General features: G+C 38.9%; 22 protein-coding genes. 1 reads left to right on the top strand and 21 read right to left on the bottom strand.

Annotated features, from left to right (window positions below; all coding sequences use genetic code 11):
• Positions 1 to 213: 213 nt before the first annotated feature.
• The 21 genes from mfd to metG all read right to left on the bottom strand — a co-directional run bounded on the left by mfd (position 214) and on the right by metG (position 25,079).
• Positions 214 to 3,732: a transcription-repair coupling factor gene (gene mfd, locus IEX29_RS11995; RefSeq protein ID WP_188734681.1), complete on the bottom strand. Its 3,519-nt coding sequence runs from the start codon at positions 3,730 to 3,732 to the stop codon at positions 214 to 216.
• A gap of 382 nt (positions 3,733 to 4,114) precedes the next feature.
• On the bottom strand, positions 4,115 to 4,345 hold the full coding sequence (gene fin / locus IEX29_RS11990) for an anti-sigma-F factor Fin (protein WP_188734680.1): 231 nt from the start codon (positions 4,343 to 4,345) through the stop codon (positions 4,115 to 4,117).
• A 132-nt stretch (positions 4,346 to 4,477) separates the two neighbouring features.
• The gene (gene pth, locus IEX29_RS11985) at positions 4,478 to 5,041 is read right to left on the bottom strand and encodes an aminoacyl-tRNA hydrolase (protein ID WP_188734679.1); all 564 of its coding nucleotides are present in this window, start codon (positions 5,039 to 5,041) and stop codon (positions 4,478 to 4,480) included.
• A gap of 129 nt (positions 5,042 to 5,170) precedes the next feature.
• A complete protein-coding gene (locus IEX29_RS11980) occupies positions 5,171 to 5,800 on the bottom strand; it encodes a 50S ribosomal protein L25/general stress protein Ctc (RefSeq protein WP_188734678.1) in 630 nt (209 codons plus the stop codon).
• Between the two features lie 223 nt (positions 5,801 to 6,023).
• On the bottom strand, positions 6,024 to 6,977 hold the full coding sequence (locus IEX29_RS11975; RefSeq protein WP_188734677.1) for a ribose-phosphate diphosphokinase: 954 nt from the start codon (positions 6,975 to 6,977) through the stop codon (positions 6,024 to 6,026).
• Positions 6,978 to 7,165: 188 nt separating this feature from the next.
• Entirely contained in the window at positions 7,166 to 8,533 is a 1,368-nt protein-coding gene (glmU, locus tag IEX29_RS11970) for a bifunctional UDP-N-acetylglucosamine diphosphorylase/glucosamine-1-phosphate N-acetyltransferase GlmU (protein ID WP_188734676.1), read from the bottom strand.
• 617 nt (positions 8,534 to 9,150) lie between these two features.
• Positions 9,151 to 10,866, bottom strand: coding sequence for an ABC transporter ATP-binding protein (locus tag IEX29_RS11965; protein ID WP_188734675.1), 1,716 nt, complete (start codon positions 10,864 to 10,866; stop codon positions 9,151 to 9,153).
• A 101-nt stretch (positions 10,867 to 10,967) separates the two neighbouring features.
• A complete protein-coding gene (locus IEX29_RS11960; protein ID WP_188734674.1) occupies positions 10,968 to 12,017 on the bottom strand; it encodes an NAD(P)/FAD-dependent oxidoreductase in 1,050 nt (349 codons plus the stop codon).
• 84 nt (positions 12,018 to 12,101) lie between these two features.
• Entirely contained in the window at positions 12,102 to 13,124 is a 1,023-nt protein-coding gene (locus IEX29_RS11955; RefSeq protein ID WP_188734673.1) for an ABC transporter substrate-binding protein, read from the bottom strand.
• Between the two features lie 14 nt (positions 13,125 to 13,138).
• Complete coding sequence (locus IEX29_RS11950) at positions 13,139 to 13,900, bottom strand: ABC transporter ATP-binding protein (protein ID WP_188734672.1); 762 nt, start codon at positions 13,898 to 13,900, stop codon at positions 13,139 to 13,141.
• Between the two features lie 3 nt (positions 13,901 to 13,903).
• Positions 13,904 to 14,929 (bottom strand): FecCD family ABC transporter permease, encoded by a 1,026-nt coding sequence (locus IEX29_RS11945; protein WP_373290675.1) that lies wholly within the window; start codon positions 14,927 to 14,929, stop codon positions 13,904 to 13,906.
• Between the two features lie 423 nt (positions 14,930 to 15,352).
• Positions 15,353 to 15,646 carry a septation regulator SpoVG gene (gene spoVG / locus IEX29_RS11940; protein ID WP_077602842.1) on the bottom strand — a complete coding sequence of 98 codons (294 nt, stop codon included), beginning with the start codon at positions 15,644 to 15,646 and terminating at the stop codon, positions 15,353 to 15,355.
• A gap of 851 nt (positions 15,647 to 16,497) precedes the next feature.
• Complete coding sequence (purR, locus tag IEX29_RS11935) at positions 16,498 to 17,316, bottom strand: pur operon repressor (protein ID WP_188734671.1); 819 nt, start codon at positions 17,314 to 17,316, stop codon at positions 16,498 to 16,500.
• A 65-nt stretch (positions 17,317 to 17,381) separates the two neighbouring features.
• Entirely contained in the window at positions 17,382 to 18,233 is an 852-nt protein-coding gene (ispE, locus tag IEX29_RS11930; protein ID WP_188734670.1) for a 4-(cytidine 5'-diphospho)-2-C-methyl-D-erythritol kinase, read from the bottom strand.
• A 192-nt stretch (positions 18,234 to 18,425) separates the two neighbouring features.
• On the bottom strand, positions 18,426 to 18,602 hold the full coding sequence (locus IEX29_RS11925; RefSeq protein ID WP_077602839.1) for a small, acid-soluble spore protein, alpha/beta type: 177 nt from the start codon (positions 18,600 to 18,602) through the stop codon (positions 18,426 to 18,428).
• 148 nt (positions 18,603 to 18,750) lie between these two features.
• Positions 18,751 to 19,014, bottom strand: a complete 264-nt coding sequence (gene veg / locus IEX29_RS11920; RefSeq protein ID WP_077602838.1) for a biofilm formation stimulator Veg — start codon at positions 19,012 to 19,014, stop codon at positions 18,751 to 18,753.
• Positions 19,015 to 19,324: 310 nt separating this feature from the next.
• Entirely contained in the window at positions 19,325 to 20,200 is an 876-nt protein-coding gene (gene yabG / locus IEX29_RS11915) for a sporulation peptidase YabG (protein ID WP_188734669.1), read from the bottom strand.
• 228 nt (positions 20,201 to 20,428) lie between these two features.
• Complete coding sequence (gene rsmA, locus IEX29_RS11910) at positions 20,429 to 21,313, bottom strand: 16S rRNA (adenine(1518)-N(6)/adenine(1519)-N(6))-dimethyltransferase RsmA (protein ID WP_188734668.1); 885 nt, start codon at positions 21,311 to 21,313, stop codon at positions 20,429 to 20,431.
• Entirely contained in the window at positions 21,306 to 21,872 is a 567-nt protein-coding gene (gene rnmV / locus IEX29_RS11905) for a ribonuclease M5 (protein ID WP_188734667.1), read from the bottom strand. The genes rsmA and rnmV overlap by 8 nt, the downstream gene beginning before the upstream one ends.
• Positions 21,873 to 21,908: 36 nt before the next feature.
• Entirely contained in the window at positions 21,909 to 22,676 is a 768-nt protein-coding gene (locus IEX29_RS11900; RefSeq protein ID WP_188734666.1) for a TatD family hydrolase, read from the bottom strand.
• A 387-nt stretch (positions 22,677 to 23,063) separates the two neighbouring features.
• Positions 23,064 to 25,079: a methionine--tRNA ligase gene (gene metG, locus IEX29_RS11895; protein ID WP_188734665.1), complete on the bottom strand. Its 2,016-nt coding sequence runs from the start codon at positions 25,077 to 25,079 to the stop codon at positions 23,064 to 23,066.
• Between the two features lie 577 nt (positions 25,080 to 25,656).
• Between metG and abrB the strand changes: the two genes are divergently transcribed.
• Positions 25,657 to 25,932 (top strand): transition state genes transcriptional regulator AbrB, encoded by a 276-nt coding sequence (abrB, locus tag IEX29_RS11890; protein WP_077602833.1) that lies wholly within the window; start codon positions 25,657 to 25,659, stop codon positions 25,930 to 25,932.
• Positions 25,933 to 25,937 lie beyond the last annotated feature (5 nt).

Here is a 25,937-nt window from a genome sequence, read left to right as displayed (position 1 = left end):
CATCACCGGTTGTTGTAATAGTATTAATCAACCAGAAATAACTATACATTCCAAATGAAATTTTTGTTATTTTTTTGAAGGAGATGAAGATGAAAGTCAACAATAGCATAATTCATTTGATAATAAAAAAAGCAATATTTTCTTAAGAAAGTATTATTTTGAACTAAAAAAGCTGCTCTCCATTCTAGAGAACAGCTTTGCACTGGTATACTTTTACCGAGTTACATTACTTAACTGTTTAATAAATTCCACCACGATATCGTGGCGTTTATAAGCCTTGTCATTGCTCCATTTAATACCTGCTTTTAAATTTTGATTTTCTGTCCCCAGGCTGATTTGACGGTCAAATTGATTAGCCACTTCAAATAATTTAGAGCCGTCAATTTCCTGGCTTCTTCCTTCGTCAATCAACATCGTAATTTTCTTCGGAGCCTCTGTGATAGATTGGACACGCTGTTGTTTAGCGTGCATTCTCATAATACTCACAGTGAATAAATTTTCCACCTCTGCAGGATAATCTCCAAAGCGGTCAATTAATTCATCTCTCAAATCCTGAACTGCTTCTGGACTATCCAAGGTTTGGAACTGCTTATACATTTCAATTTTTTGCTTCTCATCCTTCAAATATTCATCCGGAATATACGCATCAATTTTCAGGGAAATTTCCGGTTCAAATGGCTTGATATCCTCTACTTCTTTTCCTTCTTTGCGGGCATCGATGGCATCCTTCAGCATTTGAGAGTACATATCAAACCCTACAGAATCAATAAAGCCATGCTGCTGCGCACCGAGTAAATTTCCTGCCCCACGAATAGATAAATCACGCATAGCAATCTTAAATCCAGATCCGAGCTCCGTAAATTCTTTAATTGCCTGTAACCTTTTCTCAGCAACCTCTGTTAACACCTTATCACGCTGATACGTGAAGTAAGCGTAGGCTACACGATTGGAGCGTCCTACACGCCCTCTTAGCTGATAAAGCTGACTCAGTCCCATATGATCAGCATGGTTGACAATTAACGTATTCACATTGGGAATATCGACACCTGTTTCAATAATGGTCGTACTGACTAAAATGTCATATTCTCCTTCAATGAAGCCAATGATAACATTCTCCAGTTCTGATTCATTCATTTGCCCATGCGCGATAGCCACTCTCGCATTTGGGACAAGCATCCCGATATCACGTGCCATTTTTTCAATATTTTCCACCCGGTTATGCAGGAAAAATACCTGGCCGCCTCTGGACATTTCCCGATCAACTGCCTCACGGATAAAGGATGGATTATATTCCATCACATACGTTTGAATTGGGAATCTATTCTCCGGTGGTGTCTCAATAACAGATAAATCCCTCACACCGAGCATAGACATATGCAATGTTCTCGGAATAGGGGTTGCTGTCAGTGTTAATACATCCACATTGGTTTTCAGCTGTTTAATTTTTTCTTTATGCTTCACACCAAATCGCTGTTCCTCATCGACAACCAGCAAGCCTAAATCCTTATACTGAACATCCTTTGATAAGAGACGGTGCGTTCCCACAACAACATCCATATTTCCATCAGCCAGACCTTTTACTGTCTCATTCGACTGCTTACGCGTACGAAAACGGCTTAGTAAGCCAATATTGATTGGAAAATCCTGAAATCTTTCACGGATTGTCTCATAATGCTGCTGTGCCAGAATTGTTGTCGGCACAAGAATCGCTACCTGCTTTCCATCTGCTACTGCTTTGAAAGCTGCCCGGATAGCTACCTCCGTTTTCCCGTAACCTACATCCCCACAGAGCAGACGATCCATTGGTCTTTCTTTTTCCATATCTTCTTTAATTTCTGCAATACAACGGAGCTGATCCTCTGTTTCCTGATAGGCGAAGGAAGCTTCAAATTCCCGCTGTAATTCAGAATCAGGTGAAAAAGCATAGCCTTTCCGGGATTCACGTTCAGAATACAGCTTGATTAAGTCATCAGCAATATCCTCGACAGAGCTTTGTACTTTCCGCTTTACCTTTGTCCATTCTGTACCGCCTAATTTGTACAGCTTCGGTTCTTTTCCTTCTGAACCGACAAATTTCTGAACTAAATCAATTTGGTCAATCGGTACGAACAGCTTATCATCTCCGGAGTAGCGGATCAGCATATAATCCTTATGCAGCTTGTTAACCTCTAAGGTCTCAATTCCCAGATATTTTCCGACACCATGATTTGCATGCACAACATAGTCGCCGACTTTTAGTTCTTGATAACTTTTAATCCGTTCCGCATTGGAAATTTTGGGCTGTTTTCGAGAGCGTTTCATGCGTTTTTTAAACAGCTCATTTTCCGTAATAATAGCCAGTTTATGCATTGGAAATTCAATACCCGCATGCAGCTGCCCAACGATAACTGTCGGCTTTTGTATTGGCAGCTTTAGTTCTTTCTCCACCTGTGTTTTAATATCATAATCTTCTAAAATGGAATGCACTTTTTCTGCGCGCTGTTCATTTGGCGTGAGAATAATAACAGAATAATCCCCTTTTTCCCAACGCTTTAATTCATTTTTAAATAAAGGCATCTGTCCATGAAATTCCTGCATCGTCCTGGTCGATAGATTAATAACATTTTGCGGATTGGTATTCGGAATATGCCGCATAAATACAGACATGTATATACGTGGATGAGAAAGGTCTTCTATCAGTGTATTCCACGCGAAAGAAAACTGGCTGCCCCGGACCATTTTATTTCCTTCTAACAGACCAGTATACCATTCCAGCTCTTCATGATCTAAATTAGTTGCTGTTTCCTGAATACGGCTCATTTCATCAAAAAAGACAACGCCATTCTTTGGCAAATAGTCTAATAAACTAGCGGGTTCATCATATAAATAACCGATGTATTTATACATACCCTGAAAACGGGTCAATTGTTTAAATTGTTCGATGTCCTGACCAATTATCTCAACAAGATCTTCACGATCAGCAGGTTTTTTGACTTTTTTCAATGTATCTGAAAGGGCATCTTCCAATCTTTCTGCCACTTTCAACATTTCCTGTCTATCTATTAGTAATTCCGTGGCAGGATTGATGGTTACCTCTTCCACCTTATCTAAAGACCGTTGTGATTCCGCATCAAAAAAGCGGATAGAGTCAACCTCTTCGTCAAATAATTCAATACGAATCGGATGCTGTTCCGTGATTGGGTAAATATCAATAATTCCCCCGCGCTGACTGAACTCTCCGGGAGCAGTAACCATAGAGGTGTTTTCATATCCCATCTCTATCAGTGAACGCAAGTAAACCTCCATTTCAATGTCCTTGCCGACTTGAAACAGAAGCTGATATTTATTCCAATATGATTTTGGCGGCAGCATCCTTTTTAATGCTGCGACAGGTGCAATTAAAATCCCTTTATCTTTACGTGTCCATGCTGTTAACGCTTCAATTCGCTGTGCACGCAGCTCTGGGCTGGCTACAGCCATTTCAGAGGCTATTAACTCATTGACAGGATACAGATAAACTCCTTCATCGTTAGTCAGCTCTGCCAGGTCATCATATAACTGCTGAGCCTGGGCTAATTGATGGGTAACAATTAATAAAGGACGATTCATTGATTGATATATGGTGGACAGAAGCAGACTTCTGGCAGAACCGCTCAAACCGGCAACCATCTGCTCTTTCATGCCTGCAAGCAATCCATCCATAATTGACTGTATATCTTCCTGTGACTTTAAATAACTATGAATTGCTTTCATTCGTATTTCCCCTCTAAATTGTTAAAGTATTTTTAGAAAATTTGGCATCTGTTAATCATTAAAACATGCTGAATTGACCGACTTTTAAGGATTACCCGGTCAGTTAAAAATATTACATCTATGCAAATAAGAAGGCTTTCACACCTCCCCATTCGTAAAAACGCTGATTGCGTGTATTAATCAAGAAAACATGATAAAAATTTTTAAGAAAATGGTATATATGGCCCTATACTTATCGATAAAATGATTACAAGAGACAAAGTGCAGAGCTCTTGCAAACTTTCACTTATCAGCTCTCCGGCTTTGTTTCCTGAAGCTGAATGCGACTATTTCCGAATAAGAATGAGCTTATATTAAAAATATCATAAATATAGTCATTCATCTATTGTAAAAAATGATCTAATTCATGATAATCCGGATGTTCTTCAAGAACTTGTTGACAGTGTTCGCAAATGACTTCCAAACGGAAATCACCGTCTTTTTCAAAGACGATCATTTCTGATATATCCTGTTCCTCTATAAGATCGAGAAAGCGTAAAGACAAATCAATTTCTGTATGATTCAACACACCCAGTTCTTTTCCACAATGCCGGCAGCCATAGTAGATAACCATCTCATTCACCTCGATTAAAACTAAAAAGTTTTTGAGCACAGCTTATTCCTTTTTAGAAGGAATATCTATACTTTTTATTTAGTTTTAACCGAGGGGAATAAGAATATACCTTACTTAAATCAAAGGTATGCTTTATTGATTAAAATCATTCATCACTTCTATAAAAGGTTTACCATTTACCCAGGCTTCGACAGCATCAGCTGCCTGTTGGATACTTTGGCTGACAGCCTCTTTTTCATCTTTTGGAAACTTCCCTAATACATAATCCACGACAGGCATTGCATTTACCGGTCTTCCCACACCTAATCGTACACGTTTAAATTCCTTCGTACCTAAATGATCAATGGTCGAACGGACACCATTATGGCCGCCATGACCGCCTTTTTGCCGCAATCTGATTTTACCGGCGGGCAAATCCAAATCATCATAGATCACAACAACGTCGTCTGTATCTATATCATAATAATCCATTAATGGCCGAATGGACTCTCCTGATAAGTTCATATAGGTCTGCGGCTGCAATAATACAATCTTTTCGCCATTGAAATGCTCTATCGCATATTCTCCATGGAATTTAGAATTGTTTAGCTTCCAGCCGTTTCTCTGTAATAGCTCATCAATGGCACAAAAGCCAATATTATGACGTGTTTTCTTATATTTTCTGCCGGGATTCCCAAGCCCTACAATTAACTTCATTTCCTTGCCCTCACTTCTAAAAACACATTTTCTGAAAACACAACAACCCTTCTCTACACATACTTGTCTCATATGAGTAAAGAAGGGAGGTGTTACTTATACATTCTATATATTGTTAAATGAAGAAAATTATTCTTCTGCTTCGTTTTTCTCTTTGATAACTTCCGGTTCTGCATCCTCATCTGTATCTGTTTCTAAATCCTCTTCCGCAGTTGGAGGCACAACTGAAGCGATTGTTGTATCTGGATCATCTAAGAATTCATAGTTCCCAGTTACTTTTAAGTCAGAAACAGATAAGCTGTCGTTCACATCAAGTTCAGAGACATCTACCACGATTTCCTCTGGAATATCACTTGGTTTTGCACGGACTTGAATTTCATAAAATGGCTGTTGTAATACGCCACCTTCTTTTTCACCTTTTGATTCACCATCAAGGCGAAGAGAAACCTCAACGTCCATTTCTTCAGACATATTTACGATATAAAAATCGGCATGAAGTAAATCATCCTTTATCGGATCAATTTGGTAATCGTGCAGCATAACATCAACAGAATCACTGCCTTCGACTTGAAGGGAAATGATTGCATTCCGTCCTTCATCCCGAACTGTTTTAACCAAATCTACACTATCCACAGAAACTGTCTTGGGATCTTTATTCTTTCCATAAACAATTGCCGGGATTCTACCGCTGTTTCTTATTTCGTTTGTTGCTGATTTTGCAAGATCTTCTCTTTTTTGTGCGTTTAATTTTACTGCCATTCGTATCACCCTCCAAGTTGATTAAAAAAATAATATGAAACATCGTCATTTATTGTGATTTTGCATCATTTCTTTTTCTCAATAAAATAAACGGTCAGTATATTAAATACCCTAAAACGGAACAACTTAAACCTTAAATTTAGAAAAGCGGAAAGCGCCTGAAGCTGGACAGATATATTTCCAGCCGAAGAAATACTCTCTGCTAAACAATATATTATATTTATTAATCGAAAAGAATACTGACAGATTGCATTTCATGAACACGGATAATTGCCTCGCTGAGAAGAGAAGCAACCGATAGTTCAGTAATCTTACCAATACATTTTTCTTCTGGTAAAGGAATCGTATCTGTGATTACGAGTTCTTTAATTTTCGAGTTATTGATTCGTTCAATCGCAGGACCAGAAAGTACCGGATGTGTACAGCAAGCATATACTTCTTTGGCGCCACTTTCAATTAATGCGTTTGCTGCCAAAGTAATTGTTCCTGCAGTATCGATCAGATCATCAATTAAAATAGCTGTTTTCCCTTCAATATTACCAATAATATTCATAACTTCTGAAACATTCGGGCGCGGTCGGCGTTTATCAATAATACCGATCGGTGCCTTTAAACGGTCAGCCATTTTTCTGGCACGCACAACGCCGCCATGATCAGGTGAAACAACAATCACATCTTCTAAATTTTTCTTTTCAAAGTACTCAGCTAAGATTGGTACACCCTGTAAGTGGTCAATAGGAATATCGAAGAATCCTTGAATTTGAGGTGCGTGCAAATCAAGAGTAATCATACGATTTGCTCCTGCTTTTTCAATTAAATCCGCTATTAATTTTGCTGTAATTGGCTCACGTGCTCTCGCTTTACGGTCTTGACGTGCATAACCGTAGTATGGCATAACAATATTGATTGATTTGGCAGAAGCACGCTTCAAAGCGTCGATCATGATAAGCAGCTCCATAATATGCTGGTTTACCGGAGCTGAAGTTGACTGGATAACATAAACGTCAGATCCACGCACACTTTCTTCAATATTTATTTGTACTTCTCCGTCACTAAATTGTGTTACCGTACATTTCCCTAATTTTGTGCCGATTTGAGCCGCAATTTTATCTGCTAATGCTTCATTCGAATTTAACGAAAATACTTTCAGCGATGAATCCTTATAACTGGATGACATTCAATTAACCTCCATGATTTTATAGTGTGTGTTCAAAAAGTCCGATAAATAGGACCAAGAAGTTCAAGGCGACCTGCTTTTTACGAACGGAGCGTATGCTTTATAATACGTGAGTATCGTAAAAAGCAGGTCAACGCAGAAATTCGCCGCGTCATTTTTATTGGACTTTTTGAACATCCTTTTATAGTTTATTTTTTAAACTTTTTAGCATATCCTTCTTTATTTTCCTGCTTCGATCTTGCTATGGATAATGCCTCATCCGGCACATCTTTTGTAATTGTTGACCCTGCTGCAATGTAAGCACCTTTTCCAACTGTAACTGGTGCAATTAAATTTGAGTTACATCCAATAAACGAATCATCTTCAATCGTTGTCAGGAATTTATTTTTCCCATCATAATTTACTGTAATTGTACCACAACCGACATTTACGCGCTCTCCTACATTAGCATCGCCGATATAGCTAAGATGAGAAACCTTGCTGTTATCACCAAGGTTGGTTTTCTTAAGCTCTACAAAGTTACCGACTTTCGTATCATTGCCGACATTGGATGCCGGACGGATGTGTGCATACGGTCCAATATTCACCCGATTACCTATACGGCTGTCCGCAGCGACACTAAATCGAATATTTGTATCTGCTCCAATTTCACAATCTTTAATTTCTGTATGCGGACCAATTTCTGCACCGGTCTCAATGGAAGTTTCTCCTTTTAGAATCGTTCCCGGGTGGAGATATACATCAGAAGCAATTTTCACATCAGGACCAATATAAGTATTATCAGGATCTGCTATCGTCACACCGTTACGCATGTGCAGCTCATTAATACGTTTTTTCATCACTTTTTCAGCTTCACTTAATGCTACACGGTCATTAATACCGATTGTTTCATTAAAATCAGCAGCCACATAAGCACTGATACGCTCACCCTGATCGCCTAAGATTTTTATAACATCCGGTAAGTAGTATTCACCTTGAGCATTGTCATTAGAAACGGATTTTAAAGCTTCAAATAATGCTTTATTGTCAAAGCAATAAGTTCCTGTGTTAATCTCCTTAACCTCTAATTCAGCTTCATTAGCATCTTTATGCTCGACAATTTTCTCTACTTCTCCCGCTTGATCTCGAATAACTCGTCCATATCCGGATGGGTCATCTGCGATAGCTGTCAATATACTTGCTTTAGAGCCTGTTTGTTCATGATGCTCAAATAATTTTTCGAATGTCTCTGCCCGGATTAGAGGAGTATCCCCGCAAGCCACAATGGTTACACCTTCTTTATCCTGCAGCAATTGTTCCGCCTGCATCACAGCATGACCCGTACCCAGCTGCTCTTCCTGTACGACAAATTCACTAGCTTTTCCAAGCTGGGTTTTTACCTGGTCTGCTCCAAACCCGACAATGGTGACTATCTTATCTAACTGTGTCTGTTGCAATTGATCCACAACATGCTGTACCATTGGTTTTCCAACTACAGGATGAAGTACTTTATATAGCTTTGATTTCATCCTCGTTCCTTGTCCTGCTGCTAAAATTACAGCAAATCGATTCGCCATTCGGAAACCTCCATCATCTCTAAATATCCATTTAAAAATATATCGCAAAAAAAACCTTATTTCAATAAAATTGCAGATTTAATCTCTATTTAATATGTGTTCAAAAAATCCGATAAATAGGACCAAGAAGTTCAAGGCGGCTAGCTTTTTCTGAACGGACTTCCACAGGATGTGGTGACTTCTGTGTTGTCCACAGGACGTGGACGTTTTTAACAGAAGTTCCTCTATGCTTTATATACGTGAGTAACGGAAAAAGCTAGCCAACGCACTTCCGCAGGATGCGGTGGCTTCTACGTTGCCCACACGACGTGGGCGTTCTTAGTAGAAGATCCTCTCATCGCCGTGTCATTTTTATTGGATTTTTTGAACATCCTCTATTGTCTATGTTATCATATTTTATTTTTTTCGTGGTAATTGATTCGCTAAATATTACATCAAAAACCCTGAAAAAAATTCCAATTACAGATAAAGTAAAATACTATAACCAGATTTTGTATTTACTTATTCCATGAAAAAAGCAGCGGAGGTTAATTAACTTCCACTGCTGCTTAGTATAAAAAACGTCTGTTTAACTGTTTAAAACCGCCTGCTATCTATTTTTATTCACCCGTTATTCATTAGCCGAGCTGAGCCTGATGCAGGCGGCTGTACATCCCCTTCTTCTGCAATAGCTCTTGATGTTCTCCCTGCTCCTCAATTCCGTCTTTTGTCAGCACAATAATTCGATCCGCGTTCTTTATAGTAGCTAGTCGATGAGCAATGACTAATGTGGTCCTGCCTTTAGAAAGTTCTGCCAGTGACTGCTGAATAGCCAGCTCTGTTTCTGTATCCAGAGCAGAAGTAGCTTCATCCAGAATTAAAATAGGCGGATTCTTTAAAAACATACGCGCAATCGATAAACGCTGCTTTTGGCCGCCCGACAATTTAACGCCACGCTCGCCGATCACCGTATCTAAACCACCTGACTGTGTATCAATAAATGTTTTTAACTGGGCTTTTTCCGCAGCCTCTATAATTTCTTCATCTGTTGCGTCAAGCCTGCCATAAGCGATATTCTCCCGAATCGTACCAGAGAACAGAAATACATCCTGCTGTACAATCCCAATCTGGTTCCGCAGGGAATGCAGCGTAAAATCTTGAATATCATGGCCGTCTATATAAATATGTCCTTCCATTACCTCATAAAAACGTGGCAGTAAGCTGCATAGCGTTGTTTTCCCTGCTCCTGAGGGACCGACAAAGGCAACTGTTTCTCCCGGCTGAACCTGCATATTTATACGATGGAGAATATGTTCTTCCGGATGATAACCAAAAGATACATTTTCATAACGAACCTCTCCATGAACTGGAATATCCTTCGCTTCAGAGCTGTCCGCAATATCAGGGTTCATATCCATTACTTCTGTATAGCGCTTGAAGCCGGCAAAGCCCTTTGGATAGCTTTCAATAATTGCATTTATCTTCTGTATAGGGGCTAACAAAATATTTGATAAAAGTAAAAAGGCAACAAATTCACCGTAAGTCATGGAACCATTGATGACAAACCAGGTCCCGAACAATAGCGTAAATAAAGTAATAACTCGCATCAAAAAGTAATTAGACATAATATTCTTCGCCATAATCTTGTAGGAAGCCAGTTTGGTTTGACGATACCGCTCATTGTTCTCCGCAAATTTGTCCTGCTCATATTCTTCATTGGCAAAGGCCTGAACAACACGGATCCCGCCAATACTATCTTCCACTCTGGAGTTTATATCCGCAATATCGTTGAACATCATATGGAATGTTCCCGTCATCAATTTATTAAAGTAAATCGCAAAGATCATCAATAATGGAATGACAATAAAGGATATGACTGCCAGTGGCCAGTTGATACCAATCATAATCATAAAGGCACCTATCAAAGTCATGATAGCAACAAAAGCATCCTCGGGACCGTGATGGGCCATCTCTCCAATTTCCTCTAAATCCTTGGTTAACCTCGAAATGGAATGGCCTGTTTTATTATTATCGAAATGACCGAATGACAGCTTCTGCATATGGCTAAACAGCTTCTGGCGCATATCTGTTTCTATATTAATACCCAGCCTGTGACCCCAATATGTAACAACATATTGCAGGAACGTATTTATACCATAAATTATCAAGAGGGCAACACAAGCCCAAATAATAAGTGACCAATTCCCCTGGGGCAAAAGTCGATCTATTACCTGATTAACCGCCAATGGAAAAGCAAGCTCTAATAAGCCGACTAAAATAGCACACGTAAAATCTAAAATAAAAAGCCCTTTGTAAGGCTTATAGTAAGAAAAGAAACGCTTAATATAATCCATAAGAACCTCCTTCCAGCTCTGATTCTCTTTGTATCAGCTGATTATATTATTTAATTTATCGCAGTCAACCAGGCTTTTAAGACCTCCCACTGCATAGAGCTTCACTTTATCAGCTCAGCTACTAATTTCTTATTGCGTTTTTTAAATAAATCATTGTGTGAAGATACCATCCCTGATTCATATGCGTCAGGCTCTACAAACTGCTTTGCTTTATTTACTGCATTGACGGCATCCTGAAAAGCTCCTGCAATTAAATGAACTTTGCCATCATACATAATCACGTCTCCGGCTCCATATATCCCTGGTACGGAGGTTTCGCTGAATGGGCTGCCGGCAACAAAATATTCGTTGGCCATTTCAATCTGCAAATCGCTTTCCTCCAGCAATTTCTTCTCCCGGGCAAATCCGTGATTAACTACCAATTCATCAATTTCAATATTGGACAGCTGATTTGTCAAACTGTGCTTTAATTCAACCTGCTGGATATACTCACGTGTCTCGTTGGCAATTAAACGCTGGATATCCGTATCAAATAAACAATCTACGGAACTATTCATTAATTGTGTCACATGTGCCTCGTGGGCATTGAGTTCATTTTTTCGATACACCAGATAAACCTTGCGTGCAATCGGCTCCAGCTCATTTGCCCAATCGACTGCTGTATGTCCTCCACCTGAAATAAGCACCGTCTTATCCTTAAATCGTTTCAATGATTTAATCGTATAGCTGAGGTTAGAAATTTCAAATTTCTCTGCTCCGTCAATTTCCAGTTTTTGCGGGTTCAGAATACCTCCGCCAATAGCGAGAATGACTGTCTTGGAATAGTGCTTTTCTCCTGAGGAAGTATCAAGTATGAATATCCCTTGTTCATCCTTGGAGATTGCAGTTACTTTTTCATTACAGACAATCGTCGGATGAAAGGTTTTAGCCTGTTCGATCATTTGCTCAATCAGCTGCTCGCCAGACACTGGTGTTACCGCTCCAATATCCCAGATCATTTTTTCCGGATACACATGAACCTTTCCACCCAGATACTCCTGATATTCGATTATTTTTGTCTTCATTTCCCGTAATCCACTGTAAAAAGCAGAGAAGAGACCTGCCGGGCCCGCTCCAATAATGGTTACATCATAAATCTCTGGACTTTCCATCAGAAAACCTCCTTGTGTGCTTTTCAAAATAAAATAGATAGTAAAAGGAAAGGGAGCTTGCCTCCCCTCCTGTTTCAGACAAATCTATTTAAATAACTCTGGATACATTTCTTCCGCCAATATTTCCATTCCATCGAGCGCATTGTAGCTGTATCCAAACATGTAGTTATAATCTACTGCATAAACCTGTTCATTCTGAATAGCCTTCATACTCGAGAGCTTCGGATTATTATATAAGCCTTCTTTAAGATTTTCTGCATCTTCAGCATCTTCATCTGTCCAATCAGGAATAATCAATACATCCGGATCTGTTTCAATTAATGTCTCAATACTTACCTCTCCTGTTTCACCTTCAAAGGCATTTGTAAGCTTTATTTTACTAAATACGTCATTAAAGAAATTTTCCCCGCCTGCAGCATATACAGAGACCTCATTCGGATCTGTCATGTGTAAATAGACAAATGTTTTGTTTTCTTCAATACTTGATAAATTATCAATGATAGACTGTTCCTGTTCTTTTAATTCCGAACTAAAAGCTTCTGCCTCTTCCTGCACGTTAAAAATCTTTCCTAAGTTCTCAATATCTTTATAGATAGATTCATAGGTTGCTCCGTCTATGGAAGATTCCAGCACATAGGTATTCACATCCATTTCATTTAAGGAATCTACCGTCCCGACACCCCAATCATCGTTTGAGAACAAGCCGCCGCGGCCAAAGACCAAATCAGGATCTGTTCCTAAAGCTACCTCTTTGCCTACATAAGAATCACTTAAAATGTTCAAGTCATTATAATCGTCTTCTACAGTTGGATCTGGTGCACCAAAGCTGGCGCCGACACCAGCAATTTTATCCTTCAAGCCTAAATGTAATAGCAGCTCAGCTGCCGGTCTTGTATTTGCCATCACCCGTTCAGGGGCCTGTTCAAAAACTTGATCCTTTTCTTCCCATGCTGAGCTTCCTTCAGGCAGAGAATAGTTCCCGATTGTTACCGGATAATCCTCTACTTCCTTCTCTTTTTCTGCTGCGTCCCCCTGTGTGTCATTGCTACAAGCTGCTAATATAGTGATGACAGAAAAAACTGTCAATAAAAGTAAATACTTTTTCATGTTCCGGCCTCCTGTTATATTTGATAAACAAATCCAAGCTGATTCGTTATCGGATTTTTATATGTTTCACATTTGATTTGGTATAGTTCACTGATTGTTTCTGGTGTTAATACCTCTTCCGGTGTTCCAGACGTATAGATTCTGCCGTCCTTCATTGCATAAAGATAATCACAATATTGGGCTGCTGTATCTAAATCATGCAAAGCCGCCAGAACGCCTATATTTAGTTTCTTAACACATTGTAAAATTTCCAGTTGATAACGGATATCCAAGTGATTGGTTGGCTCGTCCAGAATCATAAATTGTGGCTGCTGCGCAATCGTACGGGCTAAAATCGTTCGCTGCTTCTCCCCGCCAGATAGGGACAAATAACTTCTGTCCTTATAATCCAACAGGTTCGTTTGCCTTAGCGCATTTTCCACAATATCTATATCCACTTGATTATCCACCTCTAACAATTTCTTATGAGGTGTTCTCCCCAGCAGCACCATCTGCTCCACCGTCAAATCAAAGTGCATTTCATTAAACTGGCCAACCACACCCAGCTTTTGGGAAATCTTCTTTTGAGATGTTTTTAAAACATCAATATCTCCTAAAACAACTGTTCCTTTATGAGGAGGGAGACTTTTATAAATGCTTTTTAGCATCGTTGACTTCCCGCAGCCATTTGGTCCGACAACACCTACAAACTTCTGATTTTCGACGAGCAGTGAGATATTTTTAACAATTTCCTTTTTTCCCAATTTTGTCTCCAGACTTTCTACTATCAGCTGCATATACTACCCTCCAAAGTTATAGCCTTTTTTCACAATCATATAGATAAATAACGGAGATCCAATCACCGAGGTGAGAATTCCGATAGGAAGCTCTACATTTTCTACCAGCACTCTTGATAGTACATCTGCCCACATGAGGAAGAGACCGCCTAAAAGCAATGATGCCGGCATCAGATGCTTATGATCCGAACCAAACAGACCTCTGCATATGTGCGGGATAATTAAACCGACAAACCCTATCATTCCAGAGTAGGCAACCATCGTACCGGTAATCAGCGCTGCGATGATCATATACAATTTGCGAAATACGCTTAAGTTAATCCCTAAAGTAATCGCTGACTCATCGCCTAATAACATCGTATTTAAGACACGATGCTGGAAAAGGAAGAGAAAACAGCCCGCCAGGACAATAATCGCCATAATTGGTACCTTGCTCCAGCTTGAGGATGCCAGACTTCCCATTGTCCAGAAAGTCACACTCTTGATTCCCTCTGCATCATTTGCGAAGAAAATAATCAGACTTGATAACGAACTGCACAAAGCACCGATAACCACACCGGACAATACTAATTTTATGGAAGTCACCTTACCGCCAATACTTGACAATACAAGAACAAGAATGGAAGTAGCCATTGCTCCGGCAAAAGCGCCAAAGGCCACGCCGAACTGCGACAAAACAGTTCCGCTGCCAAACCCTACAAGGATAGCAAAGGTAGCTCCCAATGAGCCCCCTGATGAAATCCCGAGTATGTAAGGGTCAGCCAGCGGGTTCTGCACGATAGCCTGCATTACCACACCGCACAAAGAAAGTCCCATACCAATAAGTAAGGCGAAGACAACCCGCGGCATACGCACTTGCATAATAATGTTGGTATATGAATCACTCTCCACCTGATCTAAGGATCCCAAATGTCCGTTAGTAATGGTATGTAGAACAATCTGCATAGATTGCTGAAACGGAATGGAAACCTGTCCAATGGAGACGGAATAAACTGCAGTCATTGCGATAGCGCAGAGAAGGAAAAACATTGCAAACCCATAAAATGCTTGCTTTTGCCTGACATTGCTGCCTTTTTCCATATTCAAATTTTCACCTCCCACCTCCCATTAATATAATTGATAATGAGAATCATTTTCAATTATAGGATAAGGATTCTATTTTGGCAATCTGTTTTTTATCTATTTAATTAAAAATGATAAATTTTTCCAAATTTTATATAGAAAGATCAGACCTTTTACACTGCAATGCTAGTACAAAACAATTGGTTTTATCACAGAGAACAGAAAAAAGCTGAGGTTTCATTTTTCTTACTCCATGAAACCTCAGCATTGCGCTGCATTATTTACATATCATTTCAATATATTTCCAGCTTCTATAGCAATAGATGAAAAAAGAAGGCAAATCTTTATTCAGATTTCTGCCTTCTCGTCTAATCGCCCTCTAGTGTCACTTTAGGAAACGCCAGCTTCTTCTTTATAGTCTAGTCCCTCTTCTTTTTCACGTTGATACTCCCCTAAAACAGCTTCTTGAATTTTTGAGCGTGTTCCAGAATTAATTGGGTGAGCAATATCTCGGAACTCCCCATCTGGTGTCCGCTTTGAAGGCATCGCAACAAATAGTCCATTGTTCCCGTCAATGACACGAATATCATGGACTACAAATTCATTATCTAATGTGATTGAAGCAATAGCCTGCATCCTTCCATCTGTTTTGACGCGGCGTAATCTTACGTCTGTTACCTCCATGATGTTTCACCACCTTTGTCCTAATCAAAAATCATTATTCATACTTATGTACTTCAACATAAATTACAAAAATCCTTCTTAAAAATACCAAAAAAATAAAATATTTTAAATTTATTCTTCCGTATACCTATAATTATATTTCCTTTCGACATATCTAGTCATTATTATCCACATTTTTCTTACAATGGTGAAAATAATCAAATTCTTGCATTTGGAATAAAAAGGAAATATTTCAGTTGTTAGATATTATCATTATTTTAGCCTAAATAAACAATCATGCTGGTGTTTCAAATGGTTTTTAGCAGTTTCAAATCATGACAGCATGAATAATTCATATCGAGAATAGCTTTCATGCACCAAAAATAAGGATTACTGAGCATCTTTACCATAAAACACGAAAAATTTGTTCTGTCAGATCTGCCTTTTATTTGTTCAGTTATTTCAGTATAGAATATCTTACTAGCGGAGGCGGACCGTTTTGACTCCTGAGGGATTAGCACCATCTGAAGATCCACTTTTGCCAAGCGATCTTCTTGGCAAAAGTTAGCTGAAGAGCGTGCCCCTAGGAAAGCAAAACGGTCCGCCGTAGCGGTCGCTTTACACTTTCCCTTCTATCTTTGTCAACAGATATATGGAAGAAATGTTCAACCCCTGTCCCTGTAGATAGGAAGTTACTTTTTAAAGTGCGAACGTTGAGTATTAAGATAAATAACAAAATATATTATATTGATGCAATTCCACTGGTGACAATTGATTCCTTTCTAACAGAATACATGAAACGTCCGAAAACATAAAAACAGATCCTCACCTGATAGACAGTTGAAAATCTGTTTTTATCTGACATTTTTATATTAAGATTCCATTTGATAATTTCCAGGCTGTACAGAAACTCGATGATTCTGAATATCAACCGGAGATATTTTTAATAGTGAAATATAATCTGTAAGTACTCTTTCGTCTTCTTCATCATCTGCTTCTGCTAATACACCGACGGCTTGTACTGTAGCAGAAAACTCTTCTAAAAGGCTCTTTATACCTGTAATGGTTCCTCCTGCTTTCATGAAGTCATCAATAATACATACATTGGCTCCATCAGGCAGGCTCCGTTTCGGCAATACCATTGTCTGTATTTTTCGGGACGATCCGGAAACGTAGTTAATACTTACAGATGATCCCTCTGTTACTTTTGGATCTCTGCGCGCTATAATAACAGGGACATTTAAAAATGATGCAGTTGCATACGCTAAAGGAATTCCTTTTGTTGCGACAGTTACGATGGCATCAATCTTTAAATGAGCAAAGCAAGAGGCAAAAACACGGCCAATTTCCCGGACCAGAATCGGATCACCAAGAATATCACTCATATACAGATATCCTCCAGGGAGAATTCTGGATGGATCCTCCAGTTTTTTCTGAAGGGATGATATAAAATCCTTACTGGATTCAGCTGAGCTTGTAGGAATATACTTTACACCACCACCTGCACCAGTAGTTCTCTCTAAATACCCCAGACCTTTATTTTCAAATACTTCATGTATAATATCTAAATCCTCACTTATCGATGACTTTGTTGTATCACAAAGCTCTACAAAGTAAGGCAATTGAATATGTTTCCTCGGGTTTTCTAAAAAATACTCTGTTAACACAACCAATCGATTACTTCTTTTCAAAATCACACCTCAAATCCGAATGTTCTTAATATAATATAGCATTTTCATATGAATTTTAGCAATGCTTATCCCAACATTCGGATTAATTGCACGTCATTACAAAAGCCTCGCATGCTGTTATATATTCGGAGTGCCTTTCGGTGATGCTTCAATAACCCAAATACCGTTGGTCCGCTGCCGCTCATCATCACACCTTCTGCACCCGCGAGCTGCATAGCTTCCTTCAGCCTCGCAACCTCTGGATGCATAGAAAAAGTAATAGGTTCCAGGGCATTTCCCAGATGATTACACAGCTTCGAAAAATCCTTTTCATGCAAAGCTTCGAGAATCTGCTTTGTATTTGGGTGCTTTAATTCAGGAATTTTAATTTGATCAAATACAGTATAAGAAGATACGCCCAGATCCGGTCTGGCAATAATAACCCAGCAGGTAGGAGGTGGAGGTAAAAGTTCAATGCACTCACCATACCCTTTAGCTATTGCTGTTTTACTATAAACACAAAAAGCAATATCCGCTCCCAGATCAGATCCCAGATCAGCTAATTCAGCTAATGGGATATCCAGGCCCCATAATCGATTGAGTCCTCGTAAAACGGCTGCTGCATCGGCACTGCCGCCGGCTAACCCTGCTGAAACAGGAATCGATTTATCAATTCGGATGTGGACACCTTTTTTTATTTTATACGTCTCCTTAAATAAAACCGCTGCTTGATATGCTAAATTTCTTTCATCGCTCGGAACATAACGGCTTTCCAACGATAATTGAATTTTATCTGCAGGTAATTCCCGCAATTCTATACGATCTGCTAAATCTATCGTCGTCATTATCATTTCAATATCATGATAACCATCTTCCCGCTTATTTAACACATCTAATGACAAATTTATCTTAGCAGGTGCCTTCTCCATTACAAGCATCTTTATTCACATCCTCAAAGCGTTGGAAATTCGTTCGTTCACCTATTTAAAATCATATATATACGTCCTTAAAAATATATTATATTGTATCATAATCAAAACACTGAGGCTAATCTTGTATGTAAAGGTATGGAATCTGCTAAATACTTTTGGTCATAATTTATTATTCCTAAAAAAAAAGCAAGCCCTGTTTTAGGACTCGCTTTTTCTCATACTTTCCTCTGCCATCTCTATCGCCCTTTTTACCATATTTCCGGCATCACGGGCTTTTATTCCTCCCCAGCCTTCCTGCTGTACCGTATCGTAAAATCCTAATTCTTTCGCTATTTCTTCCTTCATCTGTGTGGACATAATCCCTCGTCTACCCATGTAAAAGCTCCCCTTTACGAATGAATATATTTCTCGATCGGCAATTATAGCTTATGTATTTTCACTTTTTTCACTCGCGCAAGTATTAACCAGGAAAACCATTTCCTGCCCTTATTTTGTATAAAAAAACAGTAGACCTGGTACTTGTCTACTGTTTAAAAATCATCGCTGAACTTCCTTCAACGAAGTTCAGCTCTACCGTTTCTGTCAATATGTCTGTATAGCTGTATGAAACACGTTCGAATGCATTCTCGTCCTGGTCAAGCTCAACAATGAAAACAGAGGGATATGTCTCCGCAAGAACACCGCATCTTTCAACGGTTTTCCGTCTTCCGCCATTCGCTCTGAGCTTTAACCGTTTACCTACCTGACCATCTAGACCTTGCTTAATTTCGATCAACGTTTTGCCCACTACACTCCACCTCACATATATTTATTTTAACATATATGCCGATGAAAAGTCAAATAAAAGTTATAATTATATCAGCATATGTTTTTACTTGTCAACTATTATTTATGTCTATTTCTGATATTATTTGTCGTATCTCGATTTTTATACATAAATTGTCACAAAAAAAAGCATAATGGGCTGATTTTATAAAAATAATCAAAAAATAATTAATCTGAATGATCTAATTATTATGTTGTTCCCAGCGAAAAGAATGAGGATTAAAGACATGATAATTGACCTAATGACTCCCTTTTTTAAGTATTATTTCATATTATATTTCATCTTCATTCTCATGGTCCAGATAAGGCATGCCTGTTCGTAATAATCCTCTTGTTTGTACGCCTCCTAATCCTTTCTCGCCAGTTAATGTATTACGGAGTGCTTCCCAGACAGACACGCTTTCCATAAATGAGGTATATGCTACCTTTGCAACAATATAAACCGGATCCAGCGCATGAATGTTGACTCTGGATGGCGAACTGGCAAAATTTGCTCCTGCACGAATTAATGACTCAAAATGTGATTGGCAAGCTCCGGCAAAAATAACAAGCTGATCCAGATTAGGATAATTACTCCTCGCTTCCCGTACAGCTTCTACAAAATATTTCGAATGACGATATGCACTTAAATCATGCTTCATTCCTTTATTATGTGAATAAGCATCATGACCAGTGATTACCATGATATCCGGCTGAACTTTATCCAGTAAATCTTTTATTTGGAATGGCATCTCTGTTTCCGTTAAATGAACACCATGTACTTGAAGTCCAATACGCTGATATAATTGGATACATTTTCTTAAGTAAGATGGATCTCCATCTATATGAAGCACTTTAGCAGGTAATTGAAAATAATTTGCGGCATCTGTATAACCCTCTGTTGCTTCATAATTCCTTTTTTCCTTCATCATTTGATAGTCCTGACGAAATAAGCGATAGGAAAATTCCTGTTTTTCTCTATCTGCAGCTTTTCTTTTTTTATGCTCCCTTTGATCTACCAAGGTTAAGTCAGATAGAGAAGCATCCGCTTTTAACCTTAGCTCCTCACCATGAAGTATTGCTACTCCTTTTTTTATTTCTGCCACACGAAATAATAAGTCATGATTATATGATTTCCTTGTTACTAACGCTCCATTCTGTATATCCATCACTGCACCTCTCACCTTTAATCGCAGTTTAACCGGCAGCAAGATATCCCTTACAAGGGTTCTTAGGGTATTCCAGGCATCAACTGCCAGTATAAGCCCGATTGGTTCAACTGAATGAGTTTCACTTTATTTCTTTCTTATTGTATGAAAATAAGTGCAGCTCTGTTCCTTTTCCCTATAATATGAGCATCCTGCATAAAAAGCTAATCAGAAGATATCACCTTCTGATTAGCTTTTTGAGAGCTCTCTATAAACCTTATTGGCTAAGGCAGCAAATTCCTCTATTGTCAATGTTTCGCCGCGTCTTCCGCCGTCAATTGACGCTTCTTCAAGGAGTATTTCCACCTGGTGCTTTTCTAATTTTTCTTGTAAAAATCTGTTCAGGTTATTCCGGAGTGTTTTTCTTCTCTGTGCAAAGCTGGCTTGAATAAGTTCAAAGAAAAAGTCTTCATTATCCACCTGAACAGGCGGTTCCTTGCGCATCACAAGCTTCAGAACACTTGAATCTACATTAGGCTGCGGCATAAATACCTGCTTCGGCACGTTTAGAACAACCCTGGCTTCGGTATAATATTGTACAGCAATACTGAGAGAGCCATAGCTTTTTGTATTTGGTACAGCTGCCATTCTCTCCGCTACTTCTTTTTGAATCATTACTGTAAGACTTGTAACCGGAAGCCGGTCCCGAACAAGCTTCATAAGAATGGGCGTTGTGATGTAATAAGGAAGGTTTGCAACCACATGAATCTCCTGGTCTTCCCCGAAATGTGTTTTAATTACCTCCTCTACATCAGCCTTTAAAATATCCTCAAGAATGACTTCAACATTATCGTAGTCCGCTAAAGTCTCTTCTAAAATAGGCAATAGACGCTGATCGATTTCAAAGGCAACTACCCGATCTGCATGAATAGCTAATTGCTCCGTCAGAGCACCCATTCCAGGACCAATCTCAATTGCTCCTGTTTCCTTTGTAATCCCCGCCTGATGAATGATGTTTTCTAATACATTGACATCAATTAAGAAATTTTGCCCTAAGCTTTTTTTAAATGCAAAACCATATTTATTCAGCAGTTCTTTTGTTCTCGACGGTGTTGCAATATATTTTTTAGGCATCTTTCTCCTCCTGCTCTATAAACTCAACAGCTTCTTTAAATTGTTCCTTGGAGATTTGAAATTGGGTAAGGCGCTTTAAAAGCTGCTTTCCATTAGTATGACCAATATGCAAAAGCTCACCAAGACGTTTTCTGCGCTCTGCAGCCTTTTTACCACCGATTAATCCATAATGGATAAGGTCCTCTTTGGTAATATCACTACCCGAAAAATCTGCAAGCTCATAAACATCTTCGAGCGCCCTTTGAATATCCTCCACAGAAGCATGTTCAATCCCCAGGCTCTTATTTTTGGAATGCTTTGCTTTTGCCTGATCTCTTCTTAAAAAAGCATGCTTACAGCCAGGTACAGCCTGGTTGATTAAGTTTCTGATCCGCTCGCCTGGATAATCAGGATCGGTAAAGACAATAACCCCGCGTTTTTCCTTTGCATGACGTATTTTATCAAGGGTCGTTTTATTAACTGCTGAACCATTTGTCTCAATTGTATCGGCATCTACAGCAAGCTGAATACGTGTCGTGTCATCTCGTCCTTCTACCACTATCATTTCTTTTATTTTCAATCGATTTCCTCCACTTTGTTCTAAAACCCTAAGGAATCATTTAATTTTAAAAAATCTTTTTGCGTTTTCTGTTGTTATTTTTCCAATTTCATCCACGTCCATATCACGTAATGCAGCGATATCCTCTGCTACACGCGCGACATAAGCCGGTTCATTTCTCTTTCCGCGATAGGGATGAGGTGCCAGAAAGGGAGCATCTGTTTCAATAAGCAGACGGTCTAAAGGCACCTGCTTGGCTACTTCCTTCGGTAATGGGGCATTTTTAAATGTTACCGGGCCACCTAATGAAATATAAAAATTCATATCAAGGCAGGTCTGCACGTAACGGGCAGAATCATTGTAACAGTGCATAATACCGCCGATTTCCTCTGCTTTCTCTTCCTGCAGGATAGTTATAATATCCTCCGTTGCCTCCCGGTTATGAATAATAATAGGCATATTCACTTTTTTAGCAAGCGCTATTTGCTGACGGAAGACCTTCTTCTGCACATCCTTTGGGGATTTATCCCAATGATAATCCAATCCCATTTCACCAATTGCCACCACTTTAGGATGCGCACTCAGCTCTTCAATCCATTCCAGCTCTTTATCCGTCATATCAATAGCATCAACGGGATGCCAGCCGACTGCTGCATAAATATTCTCATTCTGTTCCGCAATTTCAATAGCCAGCGGAATCGTCTCATGATCAAAGCCTACAACAACCATATACTTCACACCAGCATCTCTTGCCCGCTGGATTGTCTCTTCTCTGTCCTCTGCAAACTGTCTGGCGTTTAAATGAACATGTGTGTCAAATAACATCTTAACCATCCTTTTTTTGATCTTATAATGCAATTCAAAAAGTGCGATGAAAAGGACCAAGAAGTTCAAGGCGGCTTTTTTTTTCGAACGGGTTTCCACAGGTTGTGGTGACTTCTGTGTTGTCCACAAATGTTTTCGGTGGGACGAGTAATCGCAGTCCCAGGACGTGGACGGTCTTAACAGAAGATCCTCTATATTATTAGATACGTGAGTAACGCTTTTGGTGGGGCGAGTAATCGCAGTCCCAGTCCCATCGAAAAAAAAGCCAACATAGAAATTCGAAGTGTCATTTTTATTGGACTTTTTGATCTCCCTTATATCGAAAAAGGAAGGAGCTGACATGATGACAGCTCCTATACCATATATTTTGTAGAAATTGCCCGATGCTTAAGAAATAGGTGATCCGTTTGGAACACTCTCCGGTGCTGGAACAATTTCTAATTTCCCGTCTTTTTCTGCAGAAAGAATCATTCCCTGGCTTATTTCACCACGCATTTTCCGCGGCTTCAGATTAGCCACAATAACAACCTTTTTACCAACCAGTTTTTCCGGTTCCGGATAGTATTCTGCAATTCCGGATAAAATTTGCCGATCAGCCTCATCACCAGCATCAAGACGGAATTTCAGCAGCTTATCTGCACCTTCCACTTTACTACAGGCTTTCACTTCTGCTACCTTCAGCTCTACTTTATCAAATACATCATATTTAATTTGGGTTTCTTTGGTAGAGACAAGCTCTGTTTCAGTTGGATCCCATTCTTTTTCTTCTTCCTCATCAGATGCAGCAGCTCCACCCATTTGTGAACGGATATACTCTACTTCTTCCTCTACGTCTAAACGAGGGAAGATTGGTTTTCCTTTTTTCACTACAGTAATATCTTCCGGGAAATTGCCAAATTGAATCTTCTCCCAAGATAATCCACTTTCTTCATCTAAACCAAGCTGTTCAATTATTTTCTCTGGAGCGTGTGTCAAACAAGGCTGCAGCATCGTTGCAACTACGCGCAAGGTTTCTGCCAGGTGTGCCATGACACTCGCTAATTCAGTACGTTTTTCTTCGTCCTTGGCAAGAATCCAAGGCTGTGTTTCATCAATATACTTATTAGCTCTGGAAATCAGTGTCCATACTTTTTTCAACGCATCACTAAATTCCATTTGATCCATGGCTTCCTGATAAGCTTGGATAACTGATGCAGCTGTTTCCTGTAAATTAGCATCTTCCTTATTAATGACACCATTTATGGCAGGAACCTTTCCGTCAAAATATTTGTTAATCATTGCTACAGTACGGTTCAATAAGTTTCCTAAATCATTCGCTAAATCATAGTTTACTCTGGAAATAAAGTCTTCAGGAGTAAAAACGCCATCACTGCCGAAAGCAACTTCTCTCATTAAATAATAGCGCAAAGCGTCTAAACCATAACGCTCCACAAGCATTTCCGGATAGACAACATTTCCTTTGGACTTCGACATTTTTCCGTCCTTCATCAGTAACCAGCCATGCCCAAAAACTTTTTTAGGAAGCGGAAGATCCAAAGCAATCAGCATGATTGGCCAATAAATAGTATGGAAACGGACAATTTCCTTTCCAACCATGTGTACATCCGCAGGCCAATATTTTTTGAAATTAGCGTCATCATCTGTGCCATACCCCAAAGCTGTAATATAGTTAGCCAATGCGTCAATCCAAACATAAATAACATGCTTCGGATTACTCGGAACCTTAATTCCCCAGCTGAATGTGGTACGGGATACTGCCAAATCCTCAAGACCTGGTTTAATAAAGTTATTAATCATTTCATTTTTACGGGATTCTGGCTGAATAAAGTCAGGATGCTCCTCATAATACTTCAATAATTGATCTGCATATTTACTCATGCGGAAGAAGTAAGATTCTTCTTTAATCAACTCAACTGGATGTCCGCTATCCGGTGATTTCCCGCCGATAATGTTTCCATTTTCATCTTTTTCAATATCTACAAGCTGTGTTTCAGTATAGAAGGTTTCATCAGGAACAGAATACCAGCCTTCATATTCATCAAGATAGATATCACCCTGTTTTAGAAAACGCTCAAAAATATCCGCCACAACCTTCTGATGCTGTTCATCTGTTGTGCGAATAAATTTATCATTACTTATTTCAAGTGTTTTCCATAAGTCCTGCATACCAGCTGCCATCTCATCTACATATTCCTGAGGTGATATATTCTTTTCAGCTGCTTTCTGCTCTATCTTTTGTCCGTGTTCATCACTTCCTGTTAAATAGAACACATCAAACCCGAGCATACGCTTGTATCTCGCCATCGTGTCACAAGCGATTGTTGTATACGCATTGCCAATATGTAATTTCCCGCTCGGATAATAAATTGGCGTTGTAATGTAAAAAGTATTTTTGCTTCCCATCCGTTATGCCTCCTAAATTTTTTCCTATTTAAAAAATCTTATAGCGGAATACCGTAAAGATGATACATGCTTTGAAACAAGCATTGCCATCTCATCCGTAAAAGATTCAAAATTATCTCTTATTGATTGGCTATTATATATTTTTTTTATGATATCACACTGTAAATATAAAAATGTCAACTTCCATTGTAGCTATTATATCGTAATTTGCCAAATTGTGTACCTATTCACTTGTTCTTTATGGATAATTTAGTTTTATGGCGAATTTTCTGCAGATATTTTTCCTTCCATACAAGGAAAAAATATCAATATCCTTAGAAATTAATTCACAAAAGATGATACTTTCTTACTTTACAACGATAGAAATTTAACAAAAAGCTGAATATTTATAAAAAAGAGATAAAACTTTTCCTTTTACAGTAAAATTGTATTGACAATACCAAATATTGTTGCTATTCTAATGTTATTAACAACGACGAACAGCGACATTTTTTTCAATTTATCTCATTATTTGAAAAATGTACCCTTCGTTTATTCGGAAAAACTCTACTAAATCTACTTTTGGGGGAATGAAGAAATGAAATCTACTGGTATTGTACGTAAAGTTGACGAACTTGGCCGCGTGGTTATTCCTATCGAATTACGCCGTACACTGGATATTAAAGAAAAGGATACAATGGAAATCTACGTCGATAACGATCGCATTGTATTGAAGAAATATCGTCCAAACATGACTTGTCAGATTACTGGGGAATTAACGGATGAGAACCAGACTTTAGCTGACGGAAACCTTATTTTAAGCCCTGAAGGCGCTAAAATTTTGCTGGAAGAAATTCAAAACCGTTTTAAATAATAGCT

The sequence above is a fragment of the Oceanobacillus neutriphilus genome, from assembly GCF_014645515.1.
Classification (GTDB): domain Bacteria; phylum Bacillota; class Bacilli; order Bacillales; family Amphibacillaceae; genus Oceanobacillus; species Oceanobacillus neutriphilus.
This window is presented reverse-complemented; position numbering and strand designations above follow the sequence as displayed.

Excerpts from the sequence above, each read along its gene's own strand:
- IEX29_RS11965 (WP_188734675.1), bottom strand. The coding sequence starts at position 10,866 with ATGGATTATATTAAGCGTTTCTTTTCTTACTATAAGCCTTACAAAGGG.
- IEX29_RS11960 (WP_188734674.1), bottom strand. The coding sequence starts at position 12,017 with ATGGAAAGTCCAGAGATTTATGATGTAACCATTATTGGAGCGGGCCCG.
- ispE (WP_188734670.1), bottom strand. The coding sequence starts at position 18,233 with ATGCTTGTAATGGAGAAGGCACCTGCTAAGATAAATTTGTCATTAGAT.
- IEX29_RS11975 (WP_188734677.1), bottom strand. The coding sequence starts at position 6,977 with ATGTCATCCAGTTATAAGGATTCATCGCTGAAAGTATTTTCGTTAAAT.
- rsmA (WP_188734668.1), bottom strand. The coding sequence starts at position 21,313 with ATGCCTAAAAAATATATTGCAACACCGTCGAGAACAAAAGAACTGCTG.
- spoVG (WP_077602842.1), bottom strand. The coding sequence starts at position 15,646 with ATGGAGGTAACAGACGTAAGATTACGCCGCGTCAAAACAGATGGAAGG.
- fin (WP_188734680.1), bottom strand. The coding sequence starts at position 4,345 with ATGGTTATCTACTATGGCTGCCGGCATTGTGGAAAAGAACTGGGTGTG.
- yabG (WP_188734669.1), bottom strand. The coding sequence starts at position 20,200 with ATGGATATACAGAATGGAGCGTTAGTAACAAGGAAATCATATAATCAT.
- mfd (WP_188734681.1), bottom strand. The coding sequence starts at position 3,732 with ATGAAAGCAATTCATAGTTATTTAAAGTCACAGGAAGATATACAGTCA.
- pth (WP_188734679.1), bottom strand. The coding sequence starts at position 5,041 with ATGAAGTTAATTGTAGGGCTTGGGAATCCCGGCAGAAAATATAAGAAA.
- IEX29_RS11900 (WP_188734666.1), bottom strand. The coding sequence starts at position 22,676 with ATGTTATTTGACACACATGTTCATTTAAACGCCAGACAGTTTGCAGAG.
- IEX29_RS11955 (WP_188734673.1), bottom strand. The coding sequence starts at position 13,124 with ATGAAAAAGTATTTACTTTTATTGACAGTTTTTTCTGTCATCACTATA.
- metG (WP_188734665.1), bottom strand. The coding sequence starts at position 25,079 with ATGGGAAGCAAAAATACTTTTTACATTACAACGCCAATTTATTATCCG.
- abrB (WP_077602833.1), top strand. The coding sequence starts at position 25,657 with ATGAAATCTACTGGTATTGTACGTAAAGTTGACGAACTTGGCCGCGTG.
- IEX29_RS11980 (WP_188734678.1), bottom strand. The coding sequence starts at position 5,800 with ATGGCAGTAAAATTAAACGCACAAAAAAGAGAAGATCTTGCAAAATCA.
- IEX29_RS11945 (WP_373290675.1), bottom strand. The coding sequence starts at position 14,929 with ATGTTTTTCCTTCTCTGCGCTATCGCAATGACTGCAGTTTATTCCGTC.
- IEX29_RS11925 (WP_077602839.1), bottom strand. The coding sequence starts at position 18,602 with ATGGGTAGACGAGGGATTATGTCCACACAGATGAAGGAAGAAATAGCG.
- IEX29_RS11950 (WP_188734672.1), bottom strand. The coding sequence starts at position 13,900 with ATGCAGCTGATAGTAGAAAGTCTGGAGACAAAATTGGGAAAAAAGGAA.
- glmU (WP_188734676.1), bottom strand. The coding sequence starts at position 8,533 with ATGGCGAATCGATTTGCTGTAATTTTAGCAGCAGGACAAGGAACGAGG.